We start from the raw sequence: 19,138 nt of genomic DNA, 5'->3' as shown, positions 1-19,138 counted from the left end.
ATCTGTGGCGCCCGCGGCCTCGTGCTCCGGGCGCCACAGATCACTCAGCGGCTCAGGCCGGATCACCTCGGTCCCGGGGCAGGGGCCTTAGATGCCGGTGTCCGAGGTCGTTCCCGATTGGGTCTTGGCGGTCGTCACGTACTTGACCAGGTTGCCGGTGGAGGTGACGGCGAGCGAGGTGCCGCTGCCCTTCTTGTAGAGCAGTCCCGTCTGCTTGGCGCTCCCGCCCGCGCCCCTGATGGCGTTGCCGGTGACCACCACGGTGCCGTTGCCTTCGTTCACCCCGTCGAGGGCCAGGTAGTAGAAGGTGGGGCCGACCGGCAGCGTCACGCCGTCGTCGCGGAAGTTGTGGATCCTGTTGCCGGAGATCGTGGAGGCCGCGCCGTCCTGCACGGTGCAGCGGATGCCGAAGTAGTCGGCCACGGCCGTGGTGGCCTTGTAGCCGAAGTCCTCGATGTAGTTGTTCTGGACGGAGGTACCGAAGCACCGGTCGAGGTCGAGGGCGTTCTTGGCGTTGCCGTACAGGTGCAGGTCGGTGATGAGCCAGCCGGCCGCGTTGTCCGACTGGACCGCGCTGGTGCCGCTGTCGCGCACCCACGAGCGGGTGAACGTCCAGTCGGTGATCTTGCTGGCTCCGTCGGGGTCGAGGACCCTGACGCCCGCGCCGCCCGAGTTGTCGATGTAGACGTCGCTGATGATGCCGTTCACCATCGTGTTGTCCAGCGTGGTCGTGCCGTCCTTGGCCGGGTTGCTGAGGCGGATGCCGTCCGAGGGCGCGTTCCAGACCTCCACGTCGTAGACCCTGGAGCCCCACGAGCGCAGCATCAGGCCCACCGTCCCGGTGTTCTTGGCCCGGTTGCCGTCCAGGGTGAGCCGCTCGACGCGGACCGGCTCCGACGAGCTGGTCCAATTGTCGACCCACGACTCGGAGGCGAACATCGCGGGCAGGTTCGCATTGTCGGCCTGCTTGATCACGGTGCCGGTCCGTGAGTCGCCGCGATAGGTGCGGTTGTCGAGGAGCTTGACGGTGCTGTTGATCACGCACGGGCCGGTGATGACGATCTCGTCCCCGACCTTCGAGCCGTCGATCTGGGCCTGGATGGTCCTGTCGTCGTCGACGACGCCGTCCGTGCCCTTGGTTCCGCAGACCGCGTCCTTCCGAGCGGCCTCGGCGGGTAACGGCTGCACCAGCACGGCGATCGCGGAGGCGCTAACCGCGATCACGGCGGCAGAGAGCAAGGTCAATCCTGACTTGCGCATACATCTCCTGTCATCGGCAGAAACATGATCATTATTGACACGAAACGATCACGCCGCCAGCCCATCCGGATCATCGTGCCGCCGCCTCGGCCGTGAGCTGCGCGGCCCGGGTGGCTGCGGTGACCGGTGCCGAAAATGTGTAGCGGCCGGAGTAGACATTCGCAGGAGACGGAGCTAGTGTTTCTCATGTCGCAAAGAACGGATCGGCCGGGCAGCGGAAGTACTGGCAACACGACGAACTGCCCGGAGCACGCAGGAATTAGCAGGTGAAGCAACTGTTCGGCAGAAGGTCGGACGTGACGGGCCAGCGCATTGGTAAGGGGCCCTGACCGTGGACGCGCTGCCGCAGGCGAAGTAACTGTTTGGTTGATGGCAGAAGGTCGGACGTGACGGGCCAGCGCAGTGGTAAGGGGCCCCGACCGTGGACGCGCTGCCGCAGGTGAAGTTAGACAGTGGTCCGGAAGATAGAGATGAAGGGAGTGTTGAACGCCATCGGGATCGCCCGTTGCCGGCTGAAGTTCGCCGCTCGGGTACCGCAGTTCCACAGATAGGAAGGTGGTCTACGGTCACGCATCCGCGATCCCCGCATCACCGCCACTCAGTACGGCGGACGCGGAAAACAGGAAGCCGGCCAGATGGCCGGTAGATGGTGTTGAACTCTTCGGGGCCCCGGCGCAACAACGCGCCGGGGCCCCCTGTGCGCGTGACGGGAAAGGGATATATGGATCAACGTCGCTCGGATGCCGAGGGTGACACGCTCGCTCACGGCAGAAACGCGGACACGGCCGAGTCCAGAGCCGAAGACCGGTTCGACGATGAGGACTACCCCGCCTACAGCATGGGCGCGGCCGCGGAGATGCTCGGTGTCACCCCGACGTTCCTGCGGGCTCTCGGCGCCGCCAACCTGATCGAGCCGCTGCGCTCCGGCGGCGGCCACCGCCGCTACTCCCGCTACCAGCTTCGCCTGGCCGCGCGCGCCCGCGAACTCGTCGACCAGGGCACCCCGGTGGAAGCCGCCTGCCGCATCATCGTCCTGGAGGACCAGCTCGCCGAAGCGGTGCGCATCAACAACGCCCGCGACCGCCCGGCCGGACACTGACCCGAGAGCAACAGGGCCGTCGCGACACTGCTTGATCAACCGGCCGGAGCTTGGTGAGACGCTCGGCTGGGGATTCCCGGCCGAGCGTTCGTTCCCCACCAGGGATGCTCCTCGCGGTGCTGCGCGTGTGCCGGCCGGGCGCGCGGGTAGCGGGCGCCCATGAGCGAGCGCCGTATCCTGGCGACGGACGCCAGCGCCCCCGACCGGCCGACTGATCTGTCCAGACGCTCCTGGTGGCAGGTGCTCAAGCGCACCGTCAAGGAGTTCAAGGACGACCATGTCACCGACTGGGCCGCCGCGCTGACCTACTACGCCGTCCTGTCGATCTTCCCCGCCCTCCTGGCGGTCGTGTCCCTGCTGGGGCTGTTCGGCCAGTCGGCGACCAAGCCGATCTCCGACAACCTCAGCGCGATCGCGCCGGGCCCCGCCAAGCAGATCATCGACCAGGTCCTGCAGGCGCTGCAGAGCAGTCAGGGCGCGGCCGGCATCGCGACGATCCTCGGCATCGCCGTGGCCCTGTGGTCGGCGTCCGGATACGTGGCGGCGTTCATGAGGGCCGCCAACATCATGTACGAGATGCCCGAGGGCCGGCCGATCTGGAAGACACTGCCCCTGCGAATGGGGATCACCATCGTCCTGGTGGTCATGATGGCCGCGGGGGCGGTCGCGGTGGTGTTCACCGGCAGCCTCGCGGAGCAGGCCGGCAAGGTGCTCGGGATCGGCGAGACCGGCTTGCTGATCTGGAACATCGCCAAGTGGCCGGTGCTGGCCGGCATCCTGATCATCGTGCTGGCGCTGCTGTACTGGTTCGCGCCCAACGTCGAGCACCCTGGTTTCCGCTGGATCACCCCTGGCAGCACGGTCGCCATCATCGGCTGGATCGCCGCCTCGGCCCTGTTCGGCTTCTACGTGGCCAACTTCGGCTCGTACAGCAAGACGTACGCCACGCTGGCCGGCGTGATCGTCTTCCTGATCTGGTTGTGGATCACCAACATCGCGGTGCTGCTCGGCGTGGAGTTCGACGCGGAGATCGCCCGGGGCCGCGCCATCGCCGCCGGGCACCCGGCCGCGCAGGAACCCTACGTCGAGCCGCGCGACACCCGGAAGATGGACGAGGAGGAGAAGCCGTGATCCAGTCCGCCGGCCTACCAGGGCGGGCGAGCCCGGCCGATCACGATGGTTCGGCCGGGCTCGTCGGTCGGAGACGGGTCAGACGAGGTCGAACCGGTCGAGCTCCATGACCTTGGTCCAGGCCGCGACGAAGTCGTTCACGAACTTGTCCTGGGCGTCCTGGCCGGCGTAGACCTCCGCGAGGGCTCGCAACTGGGAGTTGGAGCCGAAGATGAGGTCGACCGCGGTGGCGGTCCACTGCACCTTGTCGGTGGTCACGTCGCGGATCTCGTAGACGTGCTCCTCGGACTCCGACGCCTTCCACCGGGTGCCCGGGGAGAGCAGGTTGGCGAAGAAGTCGTTGGTGAGCACGCCGGGCCGGTCGGTGAGCACGCCGTGCTGGGTGCCGCCGAAGTTGGCTCCGAGGGAGCGCAGGCCGCCGACGAGGACGGTCAGCTCGGGCGGGGTCAGGTTGAGCATGTAGGCACGGTCGACGAGCAGCACCTCCGGCTGAATCTTCTGGCCGGAAGGCAGGTAGTTGCGGAACCCGTCGGCGCGCGGCTCAAGGACCCGGAAGGACTCGACGTCGGTCTGCTCCTGGGTGGCGTCGGTGCGGCCCGGGCGGAACGGCACCGTCACGGCCACGCCGGCCTCGGTCGCCGCCTTCTCGACGGCGGCCGAACCGGCCAGCACGATCAGGTCGGCGAGCGAGATCTTCGCGCCGCCGGCCTCGTTGAACTCACGCTGGATGCCCTCAAGGACGTCCAGGACCGTCGCGAGCCGCTCGGGCTGGTTGACCTCCCAGCCGCGCTGCGGCTCAAGACGGAGCCGGGCGCCGTTGGCGCCGCCGCGCTTGTCGGTGGACCGGAAGCTCGCGGCGGAGGCCCAGGCGGTGGAGATCAGCTGGGCGGTCGTGAGGCCGGACCGCAGGATCTTCGCCTTGAGGGCGGCGACGTCGGCGTCACCCACGAGTTCGTGGTCGACGGCCGGCACCGGGTCCTGCCAGAGCTGGGGCTCGGCGACCCACGGTCCGAGGAAGCGGCTGACCGGACCCATGTCGCGGTGCAGCAGCTTGTACCACGCCTTGGCGAAGGCCAGCGCGAACTCGTCGGGGTCGTTCAGGAAGCGGCGGGAGATCTCCTCGTACACCGGGTCGACGCGCAGCGACAGGTCGGTCGTCAGCATCGTCGGCTTGTGCTTCTTCGACGGGTCGTGGGCGTCCGGGATGATCGCCTCGGCGTCCTTCGCGACCCACTGCTTCGCGCCGCCGGGGCTCGTGGTGAGCTCCCACTCGTAGCCGAAGAGGATCTCGAAGAACCGGTTGCTCCACTGGGTCGGCCGGTCGGTCCACGTCACTTCGAGGCCGCTGGTGATCGTGTCACCGCCCTTGCCGGTGCCGTGGCTGCTCAGCCAGCCCAGGCCCTGCGCCTCCAGCGGCGCGCCCTCAGGCTCCGGCCCCACGTGGTCGTCCGCGACGCCGGCGCCGTGGGTCTTGCCGAACGTGTGGCCGCCGGCGATGAGCGCGACGGTCTCCTCGTCGTTCATCGCCATCCGCCCGAAGGTCTCGCGGATGAAATGCGCCGCCGCGGCCGGGTCCGCGTTGCCGCGGGGACCCTCCGGGTTGACGTAGATGAGACCCATCTCGGTCGCGCCGACGTCCGGCACCATCTCGTTGTCGGAGGCGTAGCGCTGGTCGCCGAGCCAGGCGTCCTCCGGACCCCAGAAGATCTCCTCCGGCTCCCAGACGTCCTCGCGGCCGAAGCCGAAGCCGAAGGTCTTGAAGCCCATCGACTCAAGGGCGACGTTGCCGGCGAGCACCAGCAGGTCGGCCCACGAGATCTTGTTGCCGTACTTCTGCTTGACCGGCCACAACAACCGGCGGGCCTTGTCGAGGTTGGCGTTGTCGGGCCAGCTGTTGAGCGGGGCGAAACGCTGGGCGCCGTCGCCGCCGCCACCGCGGCCGTCGTGGATGCGGTACGTGCCCGCGGCGTGCCAGCTCATCCGGATCATCAGACCGCCGTAGTGGCCGAAGTCGGCCGGCCACCAGTCCTGCGAGGTGGTGAGCACCCCGATGATGTCCTGCTTGATGCCCTCGACGTCGAGCTTCGCCAGCTCCTTGGCGTAGCTGAAACCCTCGCCCAGCGGGTTGCCCTTGGACGAGTGGGCGCGCAACACCGAAAGGTCGAGCTGGTTGGGCCACCAGTCCCGGTTCGTGTGCGGACGACCGCCGGTCTTCGGAGTCGGCGAGTCGATGGCCGGGTTCTCGCTCTCGCTGCCATGCGCGGTCACGGAGTCATGCGCGACCGGGCAGCCGGCCGCCGCCTTCTGGTCCACGCCCTGCGCGCTGGTGGGCGCGTTGCCCTGGGTGTCGCTCATCTGCTTCCTTCCGAACTACCGGATCATTGGTCAAGGCGTCTGGCCGCACAGTCGGGGCAGGTGCCCCAATAGACGACCTCGGCCTCGTCGACCACGAAGCCGTGGTCGTCCGAGGCGGTGAGACAGGGTGCGTGGCCGACCGCGCAGTCGACGTCGGCGATCGCACCGCAGGAGCGGCAGACGACATGGTGGTGGTTGTCCCCCACGCGCACCTCGTAGCGGGCGGTCGCACCGGCGGGCTCGATACGCCGCACCAGACCGGCGTTGGTGAGCGCGCGCAGCACGTCGTACACCGCCTGGTGGGAGACCCTGGGATGGTCGGCTCGTACCAGGGCGATCACCGTGTCGGTGTCGACGTGCGCGTGATCGCGCAGCGCGGCGAGCACTGCCAGCCGCGGCTGGGTCACACGCAACGAGACCGCCCGCAACTGCGCCTCGAAGTCTGACGCCATACGAAACAACATAGACCACTAATCTGGAATAGTTCAAGTTTACCGCGCGGCTGGGCGCGGCGCGCCGGCCTTCGGCGGTTTCACCCTCCTGAACGCCTTACCCGGCGCTCCCCTGAGGCTTCCGTCTTGCCAGCGTGAAGTCGATCTCGAAGGAGCGGTTCCAGGGGAATGTGATCTCCCCGATCGTCCAGTCCGGGTCCAGCTCGCGCAGGATCGACCCGAGCCGCCGGCCGGCCTCGGCGGCGTCAGGACCGGTGGCGCGGATCATGGCCTGATAGCCGTAGTCCTCGACGAGGCGGTGCAGGAGGAGACGCCGGGCGGCCGTCCGGTCGAGGGTGTTCTCCCTGCCGCCGACGACGGTCGCCACGGCGGCGGCCACCACCGAGCCGATCGTGTTGCCCGCGGTGTTCCAGCCTCCGTACGCCACCAGACCGTCGACGAGGCCCTCCGCGCGCAGCGCCGCCACCAGGTCCGGGTCGCCGCCGTTGGCGTGACGGACGTCCGCCAGGGCGACCGGGGCGCCGGCCTCGCGGACGGCCCGGATCGTCGCGGCGACCGCCGCGGCGTCCGGGACGGGCTGGGTGCCGAGCCAGTCGGTCCTGCGCGGGTCGGGGGTGTGCAGGACCAGGACGACGTCGGCGTGCTCGCCGTCCTCGGCCACCCGGGCGCCCGCCGCGCGGATCTGACGGCGGGCGCCTTCGGCGGCGGGCAGGTTCTCGAAGGGGGCGACGGCGTCCAGCCCGGCCGGGTCCCCGCCGGTCACGCGGATCCGGATCGTCCGGCCGTGCCGGGCCGCCAGCGCCCGGGCGACCAGCACCGCGCCGACCTCGTCGGCGCCCGGGTACATCAGCAGCGTGCCCGCCGGATCGAGCGCCCGCGCCCAGTGCCGCAACCAGCTCTGCTCGACCGAGCCCGCCGAGTGCACGGCCGTGTCGTCGGCGGTGATGAGCAGCGGATCGACGACGCCTTCCGCGAGGAGCTTGAGCGCCTCCAGGTTGACGACGTGGTTGCGCAGGCGGCGCGACTCGAAGTCGACCCTGATCCCGGCGGGGATGCGGCCGGCAAGCTCGTCGGCCGGGGGCTCGTCGCCCGTCAGGTCGGCCACATGCCGGCGATGGAGCAGCCCTCCGTACGCGTGCAGCTCACGCCCGAACCGCGGCCAGTACGCGGGCTCCTCGTCGCCGTGATAACTGTCACTCGCCCTGGTGACCAGCGAGACCGCGGAGATGGGCAGGTCAGGCCGGGCCTGCCGGAGCCTGCGCAGCACGTTGAGCCGTTCGAGGGCCGTCAGCGTGTCGTCGGAGGTGGTCCTCGCGGGGATGAGGCCCCCGTGCACCAGCATGTCCACGGACACCACGGCCGCGTCCATGTCCTGGTCCAGCAGCCACTGGCCGAGGAGCCCGGCCTGGCCGGGACCGCGCATGGACGGCAGCAGCCCGGGATCGGGCAGGCTGACCCGCGCGCCGGCGATCGCCGCGACGTCGGCGGGCAGGCGGGTGTTGACCGGGCGTTCGTCTAGGGGCAGCAGAGCGATGTGCATGCGGTGGGACTTCCTCCTGAGGGTCGCGGCAGAGGATGAGCTGCTCGCGCGACGTCCTGGTTGGCCCGGAGTCTAGCCTAAATTGGTGTACTCCAATATCGTAGCCTCGCGAAGTTTTCGGCCTAGCCCAATCGGAGTTCTCCCAGCACCATGCAAGGAACGACACTGAAGACCGCCAGAACCAGCCCGCCATCAGCGACCGGGCGACCGGCCGCCACGCCGCGATGACGCCGCTCGCACTGGCCGTCGACATCGGCGGCACCAAGATCGCGGTCGGGCTCGTGGCGGCGGACGGGACGCTGAAAGAGCGGGCCAGGGCGGCCACGCCCGCCGGGCCGTCGATCCTCCAGACCGTTTTCGAGCTCGCCCGGCCGCTGGCCGGTCAGGCCGTGATCTGCGGGATCGGCACCGCCGGGACCGTCGACCCGCGCGGGCGCATCGCCTCGGCGACCGATCTGCTCACCGGCTGGGCCGGCACCGACGTCAAGGGCGCGACGGAGCGCGCGCTCACACTTCCGACGGTCGTGCTCAACGACTGCCATGCCGCCGGGGCGGCGGAGGCGCGGGTCGGAGCGGCCCGCGACGCGCGCACGGCGCTGGTCGTCTCCGTCGGGACGGGCATCGGCGGGGCGGTGTGCGTCGACGGCCGGGTGCGGACCGGGCTCTCCGGGACGGCGGGGAGCGTCGGCCACCTGCCCGCTCCGATCAGCGCGGGCGTGCGCTGCTCGTGCGGGGCCTTCGATCACATCGAGGCGCACGCGTCCGGCCCCGCGATCGAGCGCGCCTACCGGGAGGAGACCGGGCAGGCGCTGCCCCTGGCCGAGATCGGCCGGCTCGGCTCGCACGTGATCACCGACGCGGCCACACTGCTGGGCCGCGTGCTCGCCGGCGCCGCCAACCTGATCGACCCGGACGCGATCGTCATCGCGGGCGGCGTCTCCATGCTCGGCCGGGCGCTGTTCGAGCCGCTGGCAGCCGCCTACCGCGCCGAGGTCCTGCCGGGCCCGTCCGCCGCGCCGGTCCTCCCGGCCCGTCTCGGAGACGACGCGGGCCTGGTCGGAGCGGGCCTGGAAGCCCTGTCCCACCTTGCGGACGAGGCGGGCCTGGAAGCCCTCCGCGAGAACGGACAGTGACAGGGCGCCGACCGTTCACCTGGTCGGCGCCCCGCACCTGAAGGCCCGGCGATCAGCCGGAGGTCAGCCGGACCACCCGCTCGGCGGCCACGGACTCCTGGGCGGCGGTGACGATCCGCAGGCTACGCAGGCCGGTGGCGCCATCGGGCTGCGGCGAGCTCCCGTCGCGGACGGCGCCGAGGAACCGGTCGAGCATGGCCAGGTCGAGGTCCTCACCGAGGCCCACCCAGGAGGCGCCGGCCCGCGACGTCCCGGACACATGGGCGCCGAACGGATCGATGTCGACGACGCCCTCGGTCCCCACCACCTGCAGGGTGAGCCCGCCCCAGTTGGGGGCGTTGTCGGGATGACTCCACGAGCAGTCGATCGTCGCCACGACGCCGGACTCGTAGGTGATGCTGACGAGCCCGCCGGTCTCCGCCCGGACCTGCGGCTTGGCGGCGTGCAGGATCCGGTTGGTGACCGCCCGCACCGCGACCGCCGGCTCGCCGAGCAGCTCGTCGATGAGGTCGGCCACGTGCACGACGTGGTCGGCCAGCGCGCCGCCACCAGAGAGCTCCGGATCGGTGAACCAGGCGCGCCCGCCGACGGGGATCTTCCCGTTGTTGGTGCCGGTGATGCCCAGCACGGTCCCGATGGCGCCGGAGTCGTACAGTGCCTTGAGCGAGGCGAACTCCCGGCTGAACCGCACCGGGTAGGCGGTCATCAGGAAGACGCCCGCGGCCTCGCAGGCGGCGATCATCGCCTCCGCGTCGGCGACGCTCGTGGCGAGCGGCTTCTCGCAGAGCACCTGCGCGCCCGCGGCCGCGGCGCTGATGACGAGGTCACGGTGCCGGGCGTTCTCGCTGCAGACGATGACGGCGTCGGGCCCCCAGGCCAGCGCCTCGTCGTAGGTGCCGGCATAGGCGACGCCGAGCTGATCGGCGAACTCCTTGCCGCGCAGCTCCCCAGGCGGGGCGTCCGCGGCGTCCGGGTCCGCGGTCAGCAGCTCGACGTCCGGCCGCTCGGCCAGCAACCGCGCGTAGCTCTCGGCGTGCACGTGCGCGAACGACAACAACGCGACCTTCAGCGGGCGGTCCCCTGCTGCGGTTGTCACGCGACACCACTCCCTACGTTCATGTCCGGTTCCTGGGCGCCGACGAGGTCGCGCAGGCGCGCGCCGGTGTCGATCGACACCGCCTCGCCGCTGCCGAGCGACTCAAGGGCGGCCTCGGCGAGTTCGACGGCGACGACTCCGTCGGCGGCCGTCACTCGCGCCGCCGGCCCACCGGCGATCGCCTCGGCGAACTCCCGGATCTCGGTCAGGTACGGGCTCTCCCCGGCGACCGGCGCGGGCCGCTCCTCCCCGCCGGCCGGAACCGGACCGAGATCGAGGCGCACCCCTGGCGGGTCGGCCGAGTCGAAGTGCAGCACACCCTCATCGCCCGCGACGTGGAACGACGTCCGGAACGTGACGTGCGGCGGGCCCCACAGCCCGCGTACGTGGCTGATCGCGCCGTCCGCGTGCGTGAGCACGACGTGGGCGGTCTGCACGGGCTGCCCGTCGCGGTCGACGGTGAGCTGCGTCGCGTAGACCTCCACCACCTCACCGGCCACCCACCGCGCGATGTCCAGGTCGTGGATCATCTGGTCCATCACCAGCCCGCCCGACTGCTCGGTGTCGGAGAACCAGGGTGACCACCACGGGAACGCGCCGCCGCGGCTGAACCGCAACACCGCCGGCCGGCCGATCGCTCCCGCCCCGACGGCGGCGCGCATGGCCGCGTACTCGGGGAAGTAGCGCACGACGTGGCCGGGGAAGAGGTGCCGGCCGGCGGCCGAGGCCCGGCGCAGCAGGTCGGCGGCGTCAGCGGTCTTCCTGGCCAGCGGCTTCTCGCAGAACACGTGCGCGCCGGCGGCCAGCGCCCGGCTCGTGATCTCGTGATGGGTGAGCGTCGGCGTCATGACGTCGACGACGGAGACCAGCCGCAGCAGTTCGTCGAGCGACTCGGCCTTCCGCGCGCCGTACGTCGCGGCGAGCTCGTCCGCGCCCGCCAAGCTGAAGACGTGCAGCTCGGCGCCGAGCGACCGCCAGGCGGGGGCATGGGCGTGCGCGATGCCCCCGGCTCCTACCAGTCCGACTTTCAGTGCGGGCATCAACTCTTCCTTCCTGTGCTCCGAGCGCGGTCGAGTGCGGTCGCATCGCGCTTGGCTTCGGTCATGCGCCTGGTGATGCGCTCGGGGTCGGTCACCGCGGAGCCGACGACGACGGCATAGGCCCCTGCGGCGAAGGCGGCCTCGACCCCGCTCGGGTCCCAGATCCCGCCCTCGGTGATCACGGGGACCGGCAGTCGCGCGGCGAGGACGGCGGTCATGCTGAGATCGGGCGGCGTCACGCCGCGCGTCTCCGCGGTGTATCCGGCCATGGTGGTCGCCACCATGTCGGGGGCTTCCCGCCCCGCGACCACGGCCAGGCCCTGCTCGACCGTCGCGCAGTCGGCCACGACGGCGACGCCTCTGCGGTGGCAGGCCGCCACGATCTCGGCGAACGACTCGGCCGGGCGGCCCCGCGGCGAGGCGTCCGCCGCGACGATGTCGGCGCCCGCGTCGATCAGCGCGACCGCGTCCGCCACGGTAGGCGTGATGAACACCTCATGCCCCAGGTCCTGCCGCTTCGTGATGCCGATGATCGGCAATGCGGTCCGGATGCGGAGCAGCTCCACGACCTCGGGGCCGGCGACACGGAACCCTCCGGCGCCGCCGTGCTCGGCTGCGATCGCGAGCCGGACCAGTATGTCCGGGTCGTCCAATGGTCCGCCTGGCCGGTGCGTTTGAGCCGAGACGACCACGCCGCCTTCCAGGCGGGCGACCGTGGCGGCTCGCGCCTCCTTGCGGGACAAATCGGAACCATCTCCATCCAATGACTGCACCTAATTGGTATATACCATTTTCCATGTAAGTGCAACCAAAGGGAGCCCGCCCGAGCGGGGACGGCCGGCGTCAGGAGGGCGCCTCCACGTGGGCGGGCACCCTCCTGCGCGCACGTCTCGTCAGTCCCGCCTGACGGCGAACTGCAACGAGTACCGGTCGGCGCGATAGGTCGTGACGCAGTACTCGATCGCCTTGCCGCGCGCGTCATAGGAGACCCGCGTCGCGCGCAGGGCCGCCGAGAACGACGGCACCCCCAGGAGCGTCGCGTCGTCCGGCGCCAGCACCGTCGCCTCGACGCGCTGCTCCGCCCACGAGGGGAACAGCCCGAACTCACGGCCGACGAGCTCGTACAGCGAGCCCGTCAGATCCATGTCCTGCAGGCCCGGGACGCTCTCGGCGGCCAGCGCGCACGACTCCAGGCACATCGGCTCGCCGTCCGCCCGGCGCAACCGGCGGACCTGAAGGACCGGCTCACCCGGGCTGAGCCGCAACTGGCGCCCGGCCTCCTCGACCGCCGGCGAGATGCCGACGTCGAGCACGACGGAGGTGGGCTTGCGGCCCCGGGCGCGGATGTCCTCGGAGAACGACGTCAGCTTGAGCGACTTCGCGATCGCCGGCCCTACGCAGAAGGTGCCGCCGCCCTGAACCCGGTAGACGAGGCCGTCGGACTCGAGTTCGTCGATGGCCCGCCGCAACGTGACACGGGTCACCCCGAAGTCCTGCGCAAGGATGCGCTCCGGCGGCAGCATGTGGCCGGCCGGTTGTCCTTCGACGTAATCCGCCAGCAGCGACTCCTTGATCTGCAGGTACTTCGGCTGCTTCGCCGTCGCCGGGGCGGACGGGTTCGATGTCATGCTGCGAGCATAAGAGGTATATACCGATCGTTCAAAAGTTCTCCCGAGTCCTATCCGTCAGTCCGTAGCCAGGCCGTCGTGTCCGGGGGGAGGACGTCGCCGTCGATCAACGGCCCGCTGGTGATCAGCAGCTCTCCCTCCGGCAACGCGGCCGGCTCTGTGCCGAAGTTGGTCACCGACACCCAGCCGTTCGGCCGCCGGAACGCGACGACCGATGGGCCGGCCGGGAGCCAGTCGAGCGTCTCAGCGGTCTGCAGCCGGCGGCGCAGGCCGAGTGCCCGCCGGTAGAGGTTCAGGGTCGAGTCCGGCGACTTCTCCTGCGCGTCGGCCGCGTACTCGGCGAACCAGGCCGGCTGCGGCAGGTGGGCGCCACCCGGGCCGAACCCGAAAGAGGGCCCGTGCTCGGTCCAGGGGATCGGCACCCGGCACCCGTCCCGGCCCAGCTCGATGCCGCCCTTGCGGAAGAAGACCACGTCCTGGCGGTCCTCGTCGGGGATCGTGGCCACCTCCGGCAGGCCGAGCTCCTCCCCCTGGTACAGATAGGCGCTGCCGGGCAGCGCCAGGGCCAGCAGGGTGGCCGCCCGCGACCGCCGTGCGCCGAGGTCTCTGTCCTCGACCGGCTCCGTCCCGCGCGACAGGAGCCAGGCGTTGCCGTCACCGCCTCCGGCGAGCCCGTAGCGGGTCGCGTGGCGGACCACGTCGTGGTTGGAGAACACCCAGGTGCTCGAACTGCCCGAGGGCTCGGCCAGGGCCAGGTTGTCGGTGACGATCGCACGGAACTGCTCGGGGTCCCAGTCGGCCCGCAGCAGGTCGAAGTTGAAGGCCTGCCCCAGGCCCGCGGCGTCCGCGTACCGGATCCGGCGCTCGGCGGGCACCCAGGCCTCGGCGACCGCCATGAGCGGCGGGTCGTACCGGTTGAACAGCTCCCGCCATTCGGCGTAGATGTCATGGACGTCGTCGCGGTCCCACAACCAGTGGTCGCCCACGGCGTGCAACGTCTCGTCGCCCAGGTCCGCCTGGCTGGGGAGCACCTCGGGGAGCCGCTTGGTCAGGGCGTTGGCCACGTCGACGCGGAAGCCGTCGACGCCGCGGTCGCCCCAGAACGCCAGCGTCCGCAGGAAGTCCGCGTGGACCTCAGGGTTCGCCCAGTTCCAGTCGGGCTGCTCCTTGGCGAAGATGTGCAGGTACCACTGCCCGTCGGGCACGCGCGTCCAGGCCGGGCCGCCGAAGAGGGACTTCCAGTCGGACGGCGGAAGCTCACCGTTCTCCCCCAGACCGTCCCTGAAGATGAACCGGTCCCGCTCGGGCGACCCGGCCTCGGCGGCGAGGGCGGCCTGGAACCACTCGTGACGATCCGACGAGTGGTTCGGGACGAGGTCGATGATGAGCCGGATGCCGCGCGCGTGCAGCGCCTCGACCAGCTCGTCGAACTGGTCGAGGGTGCCGATCCGGGGATCGACGTCCCGGTAGTCGTCGACGTCGTATCCGCCGTCGGCCAGCGCCGACGGGTAGAACGGGCTCATCCAGACGGCGTCGACGCCGAGCTCGGCGAGATGGCCGACCCGCGAGATGATGCCCGCGAGGTCGCCGATGCCGTCGCCGTTCCCGTCCGCGAAGCTGCGCGGATAGATCTGGTAGACCACGGCCTGCCGCCACCAGTCGGGGTCGCCTGCTCGGGCGGCGAGCACACGCGCCGGTCCGGTCTTGACGTCGGTCACGGGATGATCCCTCTCTGTTGCGGGGCGGGTCGGATGAGTACGGTCACACGTGCGCGAAGTGCACCAGGACGAGCCGGTCGGGGAAGAGCGCGGGCATCTGCACACCGTGCTCGGCGAGCACCCGGCCGGACAGCGTGACGCCGCCGGTCCACCACGGTGGGCAGGTGGCGGCGAGGAATCTGGAGACCTCCGCGGTGAGCGGCACCGGGGTGACCCGGTAGTCCGCGTCCGGGTCGAGCCCCGGCACCCGGACCGGCCCCGGCCGGGTCTGCGCCGACGTGGCGACGGCCACGAAGCTGAAGAGCGCCTCGGCGGAGTCCGCGGCCACGACCCCGTGCACCTGGAGCGCCGGGTCCGGATGGTCGACGTGGACGACGCGTCCCGTGTGCAGCAGCTCCTGGTTCCGCTGGTAGAACGCTATCCACTCGGCCAGGGCCTGCCGGTCGGCCGGTGTGGCCGAGCGCAGGTCCCATTCGATCCCGAAGCTGCCGAACAGGGCCGTGCCGGCGCGGAACGCCAGGTCGTGCACGCGGGCGGTGGCGTGCGCGGCCGACGCGCCGACGTGCGAGCCGAGCATCTCCGGCGGCAGCAGCAGACCGGTCCAGCGCTCGATCTGCTGCCGCTCCAGGGCGTCGATGCAGTCGCTGGCCCAGATCCGGTCCGTCCGGTCGAGGATGCCGAGGTCGGCGCGGGCACCACCAGAGGAGCAGGACTCGATCTCCAGCCCCGGATGGCGGGACTTGAGGGTGTCGATCAGCCGGTACACCGCCAGGGTCTGCTCGTGCACCCCGGCCCGGCCGTGCGCGGCTCGCCCGGGTTCGACCAGGTCGCGGTTGTGGTCCCACTTGAGGTAGTCGATGCCGTACTCGGTGATCAACGTGCTCATCCGCTCCAGGATGTACGCGAAGGCCCCCGGCTCGGCCAGGTCGAGCACCTGTTGGTGGCGGCCCTCGGGCGGCAGCCGGTAGCCGGCCGACAGGATCCATTCGGGGTGGGCGCGCGCCAGGTCGGAGTCGACGTTGATCATCTCGGGCTCGAACCACAACCCGAACTGCATCCCGGCCGCGCGAACACGGTCGACGAACGCGTGCAGCCCGCCGGGCCACACGTTCTCGTCGACGTACCAGTCGCCCAGTCCGGCGCGATCGTCGCGGCGGTGCCGGAACCAGCCGTCGTCCAGCACGAACCGTTCGACGCCGATCCCGGCGGCCAGCTCGGCGAGCTCGCCGAGCACGGTGGCGTCCTGGTCGAAGTAGACCGCTTCCCAGGTGTTGAGCACGACGGGCCGGCGTGCGCCCGGATGTTGCGGGCGGGCCCGCAGGTAGTCGTGGAAGCGCGCCGACAGGTCGTTCAGGCCACGGCCCCAGCTGCCGAAGACCCACGGCGAGGTGTACGACTCCCCCGGCGCGAGCGTGCCCTCGCCAGGCAGGAGCAGCTCACCGCCGGCCAGCAGGCCGACGCCGTCGGGGTTGCGCTCCGCGAGGGTCCGGTGGTTCCCGCTCCAGGCGACGTGCAGTCCCCAGACCTCGCCGTGCTCGAAGGAGAACGCCGGCGAGCCGGCGAGGAGCAGCAGCGTGGCGTCCCCGCCGGTGCGCCCGCGGCGGTTGTCCCGCTGGTGGGTGCCCTGGGTGAAGGTGTGCCGCTGAGGTGAGCGCTCCCTCAGGTGCCGGCCGGAGAAGTCGAGGATCTCCTGCGCCCGCAGCGGCACGGGGAGCGTGAGCAGGAGACCGTCCAGCGTGTAGTCGAGCCCGGGGTCGTCGTTGGCGAGCGTGGCGCGCAGCCGGACGAGGCCGGAGAGCGCCATCTCGATGTCGAGCCGGATCCCCAGCCTGCCGTGCTCGTCGGCCGCGCTGATCGACAACCGGTGGGCGATCGGCCCCGAGCCCGGCTGACGCTCCACCCGCTCGGTCACGAACTGGGCGGAGAAGTCGCGTCCGCCCCGGTGACCGGACAGGCCCGGCGTGCCGAGCCAGCCGGCGCTCTGCTCGGGAACGATCGACAGCGGGACCACTTGGTCGACGGGGCCGAACCCCGTCGGCGGGATCGAGACGGCGCTCAGCGCGAGCAGGTCCGCTGCGTCGAGCGCCCCGAGGTCGGCACCCCAGTGCAGCACCCTGGGCAGGCCGCTCCCCCGGGTGTCGACGACCAGCGACACGCCGCCGGCACGCAGATGGACAAGCCCTTCGGCATCCATGGAATTCATCCCTTCATCGTGGTCAACGCATGTGCCGCTTGATCGCGTAGTCGATGATGGAGCGGCAGCGGGTGATCTGCTCGGTCATCTGAAGCGCTACAGCGGACTTGATCTTGCCCTTGCCGGTGAGCTGCTGGATGGTGCCCGCGAGCGCGTCCAGCCGCTTGTCGGTGGACGTGAGCTCCGCGTCGGACGGACGATCCCGGTCGAGCGCACGCGCCAGGGCCTTGATCTCGGCGGTCAGCGACGTGGCGACGGAGGGCGCCATTCCGTTGCGCGGCAGGTAGCGCTTGCCGATCTCGTCGCGGCTCTCCTCCAGGAGCGCCCGCGCCGCGGCCACGGGGCGCTGGCCCGGCGGGATGGCCGGTGCGCGCCACGGGCCGATCGACAGTGCCCGCACGTGTGCGGGACCCGCCTGCCCGAAGGCGAAGATGATCGTCCCGGTGTCGATGTCCTCGGCCGCCCCGGACTGCCGGATCGTCGCGTGGCTCCCGGCGCGGTTGTACATCGACCCGATGCCGGTGTAGATGAGCTGCCCGCCGGTCATCTTGTCGCGGTGTTCGACGACCGTCGCGCGGAGGGCTTCGAGATTCTCCGTGTACGCCTGGGCGATCACCACGTCGACGATCTCGGACCACTGCCCGATCTTCCGCGCCTCGGTGCCGGCCTCCGGGGCCTCGGACACGACAGCCGCCGGATCGTTCGCCTTGATCGTCCGGAAGATGTCCGCGACCATGCGCGTCTCCTCCTCCCCCACGAACGCCGTCCACTTCGCCCAGGGCTCGGGAGTCTCGTCCGGGTTCAGGGTGATCGGATCGACACCTTCCCGCTCCTGGAACACGCGGCGGGCGTCGTCGGAGAAGTTGAAGCTGTGCTGCCAGTCGCTCTCGTCCGGGTAGCGCATGTAGTCGAGGTCGATGCCGGCCAGGCGGTACTCCCGCACCATCTCCGCGCAGAGATCGAGGAAGTAGGTGTGGGCCACCGGGTCGGTGACGTCGAGCCAGTAGAAGCCGTTCGGCGACGTCGACGGCTTACCGTCCTCGACGTGGTCACGGCCGACCGCGGCCCACTCCGGATGCTTGGTGAGGATGGGGCCCAGACCGTCGCCGAGCTCGTTGCCGACCGCGAGCCCGTCGATCCACGCGTGCAGCGCGATCCCCTGGCGGTCCGCCTCCCTCTTCCAGGCCCGCAACGGGTCGAAGCCCGCGAACTCCGGGCGCTGCGCGGGCAGGTCATGCGCCACGTTGACCTTGCTCGGGTAGAGCGTGTACCCGCCCCAGAGGGTCTCCAGGTACAGCTCGTTGACGCCGGTCTGCTTCATCTTCGCCAGCGTCGCCGCGATCTGCTCGGCGTTCTTCTCCACCGGCCGGTACCACACGCCGCGCGCGTCGGCCGGGCGGCTCGGAAGGGAACGATAGGACGCTTCCCGGGCCGCGGTGATGGCCGCACTGCAGTAGAACAGGACTTTCTGGTCGTCCGTGCCCTTGGCGGCCTCCGCCTTCGCGAGCCAGCCGCGAGCTGCCGCGAGGCCCTGGAAGGCGGCGTCGAAAGGCGCGTTGACGAACGCGTCGTGCCGTTCCTGCACACCGGCGGCGAGTTCCTCGACCTCGTCCTTCGCACTGACGATGTTGATGGTCACGTCCCGGTGCACGGACACGGTCTTGCCGTCGAGCTTCACCTCCGCGCCGACGAGCCCGTTCTGCTGGAGCCAGGTCGCCATGGTGCCGTGGCCGCTCAGGACGAAACCGTCGGCCGGGATGACCGTGTTCGCGCCGGCCAACGCCGAGACGACACCGCCCTGGACGATCAGCTCGTAGCCCCACTGGTTGGTCCCCGTCGACTTGCCGTAGGCCGGCGTGTAGATGAGGAGCTGGTCCGCACCCCGGAAGCCGGGGAACGCCGCGCCGTCGGGGTTGGACTCCGCCGTGGGGTCCAACGCGGCCGCCACCTGCGAGGAGTCGACCGTGGTGGGCCGGAGGATCGTGACGGTGTCCCCGACGGCGAAGTGCCCGGTGACGAACGCGACCGCGTCCTGGGCGCCTCCCGGCCCGGCGCTGAGCACCATGCCGTTCGCGGGGATGGTGGTGTTGCCGCTCTTCGACGAGTCGACCAGGGCCGAGTTCACGGCTGTCACACGGTACTGGTTGGGCTCCTTGGTCGCTTCGAGCGCGACCTCGGCACCCCACGGGTTCGTGAACGTGGTGAAGCCGTAATCAGGGGTGTACTGGACGAGCATGCCCTCCCATCTGGCTCCGTCCGTCGCGTTGATGGGCCAGCGGGTCCCGTCCGCGGCCTGCACGGTGACCTGATCCACGGTGACGGCCGACACCTCGGCGCCGGCCTCCGAGCTGGTGGCCGACGCCTCCCCGGCCCATGACAACCCCGGCGCGGCGAGCGCGCCGGCCGCGCCGGCAACGATTCCCTTTAACACGGCACGTCGATGAACACCCATGATGGCTCCCTGTGGGAATTCTGCCGATCTGTACAAATCC

General features: G+C 70.7%; 14 protein-coding genes. 3 read left to right on the top strand and 11 right to left on the bottom strand.

Annotated features, from left to right (window positions below):
• Positions 1 to 87: 87 nt before the first annotated feature.
• Positions 88 to 1,224: a right-handed parallel beta-helix repeat-containing protein gene (locus tag ACWD0F_RS05695; RefSeq protein WP_449872735.1), complete on the bottom strand. Its 1,137-nt coding sequence runs from the start codon at positions 1,222 to 1,224 to the stop codon at positions 88 to 90.
• Positions 1,225 to 2,098: 874 nt separating this feature from the next.
• On the opposite strand from ACWD0F_RS05695, the gene ACWD0F_RS05690 reads away from it, so the two are divergent.
• Together ACWD0F_RS05690 and ACWD0F_RS05685 are read left to right on the top strand one after the other, a co-directional pair.
• Positions 2,099 to 2,359 carry a helix-turn-helix domain-containing protein gene (locus tag ACWD0F_RS05690; protein ID WP_449872941.1) on the top strand — a complete coding sequence of 87 codons (261 nt, stop codon included), beginning with the start codon at positions 2,099 to 2,101 and terminating at the stop codon, positions 2,357 to 2,359.
• A gap of 159 nt (positions 2,360 to 2,518) precedes the next feature.
• Positions 2,519 to 3,490, top strand: coding sequence for a YihY/virulence factor BrkB family protein (locus ACWD0F_RS05685; protein ID WP_449872734.1), 972 nt, complete (start codon positions 2,519 to 2,521; stop codon positions 3,488 to 3,490).
• A gap of 78 nt (positions 3,491 to 3,568) precedes the next feature.
• On the opposite strand, the gene katG is transcribed toward ACWD0F_RS05685, so the two are convergent.
• The 3 genes from katG to ACWD0F_RS05670 all read right to left on the bottom strand — a co-directional run bounded on the left by katG (position 3,569) and on the right by ACWD0F_RS05670 (position 7,837).
• Positions 3,569 to 5,845, bottom strand: coding sequence for a catalase/peroxidase HPI (gene katG, locus ACWD0F_RS05680; RefSeq protein ID WP_449872733.1), 2,277 nt, complete (start codon positions 5,843 to 5,845; stop codon positions 3,569 to 3,571).
• A 23-nt stretch (positions 5,846 to 5,868) separates the two neighbouring features.
• Entirely contained in the window at positions 5,869 to 6,297 is a 429-nt protein-coding gene (locus tag ACWD0F_RS05675; protein WP_449872732.1) for a Fur family transcriptional regulator, read from the bottom strand.
• A gap of 97 nt (positions 6,298 to 6,394) precedes the next feature.
• Entirely contained in the window at positions 6,395 to 7,837 is a 1,443-nt protein-coding gene (locus tag ACWD0F_RS05670; protein WP_449872731.1) for a DUF4127 family protein, read from the bottom strand.
• Between the two features lie 224 nt (positions 7,838 to 8,061).
• On the opposite strand from ACWD0F_RS05670, the gene ACWD0F_RS05665 reads away from it, so the two are divergent.
• Positions 8,062 to 8,970: an ROK family protein gene (locus tag ACWD0F_RS05665; protein WP_449872730.1), complete on the top strand. Its 909-nt coding sequence runs from the start codon at positions 8,062 to 8,064 to the stop codon at positions 8,968 to 8,970.
• Between the two features lie 52 nt (positions 8,971 to 9,022).
• Here the strand turns inward: ACWD0F_RS05665 and ACWD0F_RS05660 are convergent, their stop codons facing one another.
• The 7 genes from ACWD0F_RS05660 to ACWD0F_RS05630 all read right to left on the bottom strand — a co-directional run bounded on the left by ACWD0F_RS05660 (position 9,023) and on the right by ACWD0F_RS05630 (position 19,077).
• Positions 9,023 to 10,066 carry a Gfo/Idh/MocA family protein gene (locus ACWD0F_RS05660; protein ID WP_449872729.1) on the bottom strand — a complete coding sequence of 348 codons (1,044 nt, stop codon included), beginning with the start codon at positions 10,064 to 10,066 and terminating at the stop codon, positions 9,023 to 9,025.
• The gene (locus ACWD0F_RS05655; RefSeq protein ID WP_449872728.1) at positions 10,063 to 11,106 is read right to left on the bottom strand and encodes a Gfo/Idh/MocA family protein; all 1,044 of its coding nucleotides are present in this window, start codon (positions 11,104 to 11,106) and stop codon (positions 10,063 to 10,065) included. Before ACWD0F_RS05655 ends, ACWD0F_RS05660 begins: the two co-directional genes overlap by 4 nt.
• On the bottom strand, positions 11,106 to 11,849 hold the full coding sequence (locus ACWD0F_RS05650) for an N-acetylmannosamine-6-phosphate 2-epimerase (protein WP_449872727.1): 744 nt from the start codon (positions 11,847 to 11,849) through the stop codon (positions 11,106 to 11,108). The genes ACWD0F_RS05655 and ACWD0F_RS05650 overlap by 1 nt, the downstream gene beginning before the upstream one ends.
• 150 nt (positions 11,850 to 11,999) lie before the next feature.
• On the bottom strand, positions 12,000 to 12,734 hold the full coding sequence (locus ACWD0F_RS05645) for a GntR family transcriptional regulator (RefSeq protein WP_449872726.1): 735 nt from the start codon (positions 12,732 to 12,734) through the stop codon (positions 12,000 to 12,002).
• A 50-nt stretch (positions 12,735 to 12,784) separates the two neighbouring features.
• On the bottom strand, positions 12,785 to 14,452 hold the full coding sequence (locus tag ACWD0F_RS05640) for a glycoside hydrolase family 13 protein (protein ID WP_449872725.1): 1,668 nt from the start codon (positions 14,450 to 14,452) through the stop codon (positions 12,785 to 12,787).
• A gap of 43 nt (positions 14,453 to 14,495) precedes the next feature.
• Entirely contained in the window at positions 14,496 to 16,646 is a 2,151-nt protein-coding gene (locus ACWD0F_RS05635; RefSeq protein WP_449872940.1) for an alpha-galactosidase, read from the bottom strand.
• 22 nt (positions 16,647 to 16,668) lie between these two features.
• Positions 16,669 to 19,077, bottom strand: a complete 2,409-nt coding sequence (locus tag ACWD0F_RS05630; protein WP_449872724.1) for a glycoside hydrolase family 10 protein — start codon at positions 19,075 to 19,077, stop codon at positions 16,669 to 16,671.
• Positions 19,078 to 19,138 lie beyond the last annotated feature (61 nt).

The organism is Nonomuraea sp. NPDC002799 (assembly GCF_053592075.1).
The sequence above is the reverse complement of the archived record's forward strand: the minus strand, read 5'-3'. Positions and strand labels throughout refer to the sequence as shown.

Excerpts from the sequence above, each read along its gene's own strand:
- ACWD0F_RS05690 (WP_449872941.1), top strand. The coding sequence starts at position 2,099 with ATGGGCGCGGCCGCGGAGATGCTCGGTGTCACCCCGACGTTCCTGCGG.
- ACWD0F_RS05685 (WP_449872734.1), top strand. The coding sequence starts at position 2,519 with ATGAGCGAGCGCCGTATCCTGGCGACGGACGCCAGCGCCCCCGACCGG.
- katG (WP_449872733.1), bottom strand. The coding sequence starts at position 5,845 with ATGAGCGACACCCAGGGCAACGCGCCCACCAGCGCGCAGGGCGTGGAC.
- ACWD0F_RS05675 (WP_449872732.1), bottom strand. The coding sequence starts at position 6,297 with ATGGCGTCAGACTTCGAGGCGCAGTTGCGGGCGGTCTCGTTGCGTGTG.
- ACWD0F_RS05670 (WP_449872731.1), bottom strand. The coding sequence starts at position 7,837 with ATGCACATCGCTCTGCTGCCCCTAGACGAACGCCCGGTCAACACCCGC.
- ACWD0F_RS05665 (WP_449872730.1), top strand. The coding sequence starts at position 8,062 with ATGACGCCGCTCGCACTGGCCGTCGACATCGGCGGCACCAAGATCGCG.
- ACWD0F_RS05655 (WP_449872728.1), bottom strand. The coding sequence starts at position 11,106 with ATGCCCGCACTGAAAGTCGGACTGGTAGGAGCCGGGGGCATCGCGCAC.
- ACWD0F_RS05645 (WP_449872726.1), bottom strand. The coding sequence starts at position 12,734 with ATGACATCGAACCCGTCCGCCCCGGCGACGGCGAAGCAGCCGAAGTAC.
- ACWD0F_RS05635 (WP_449872940.1), bottom strand. The coding sequence starts at position 16,646 with ATGGATGCCGAAGGGCTTGTCCATCTGCGTGCCGGCGGCGTGTCGCTG.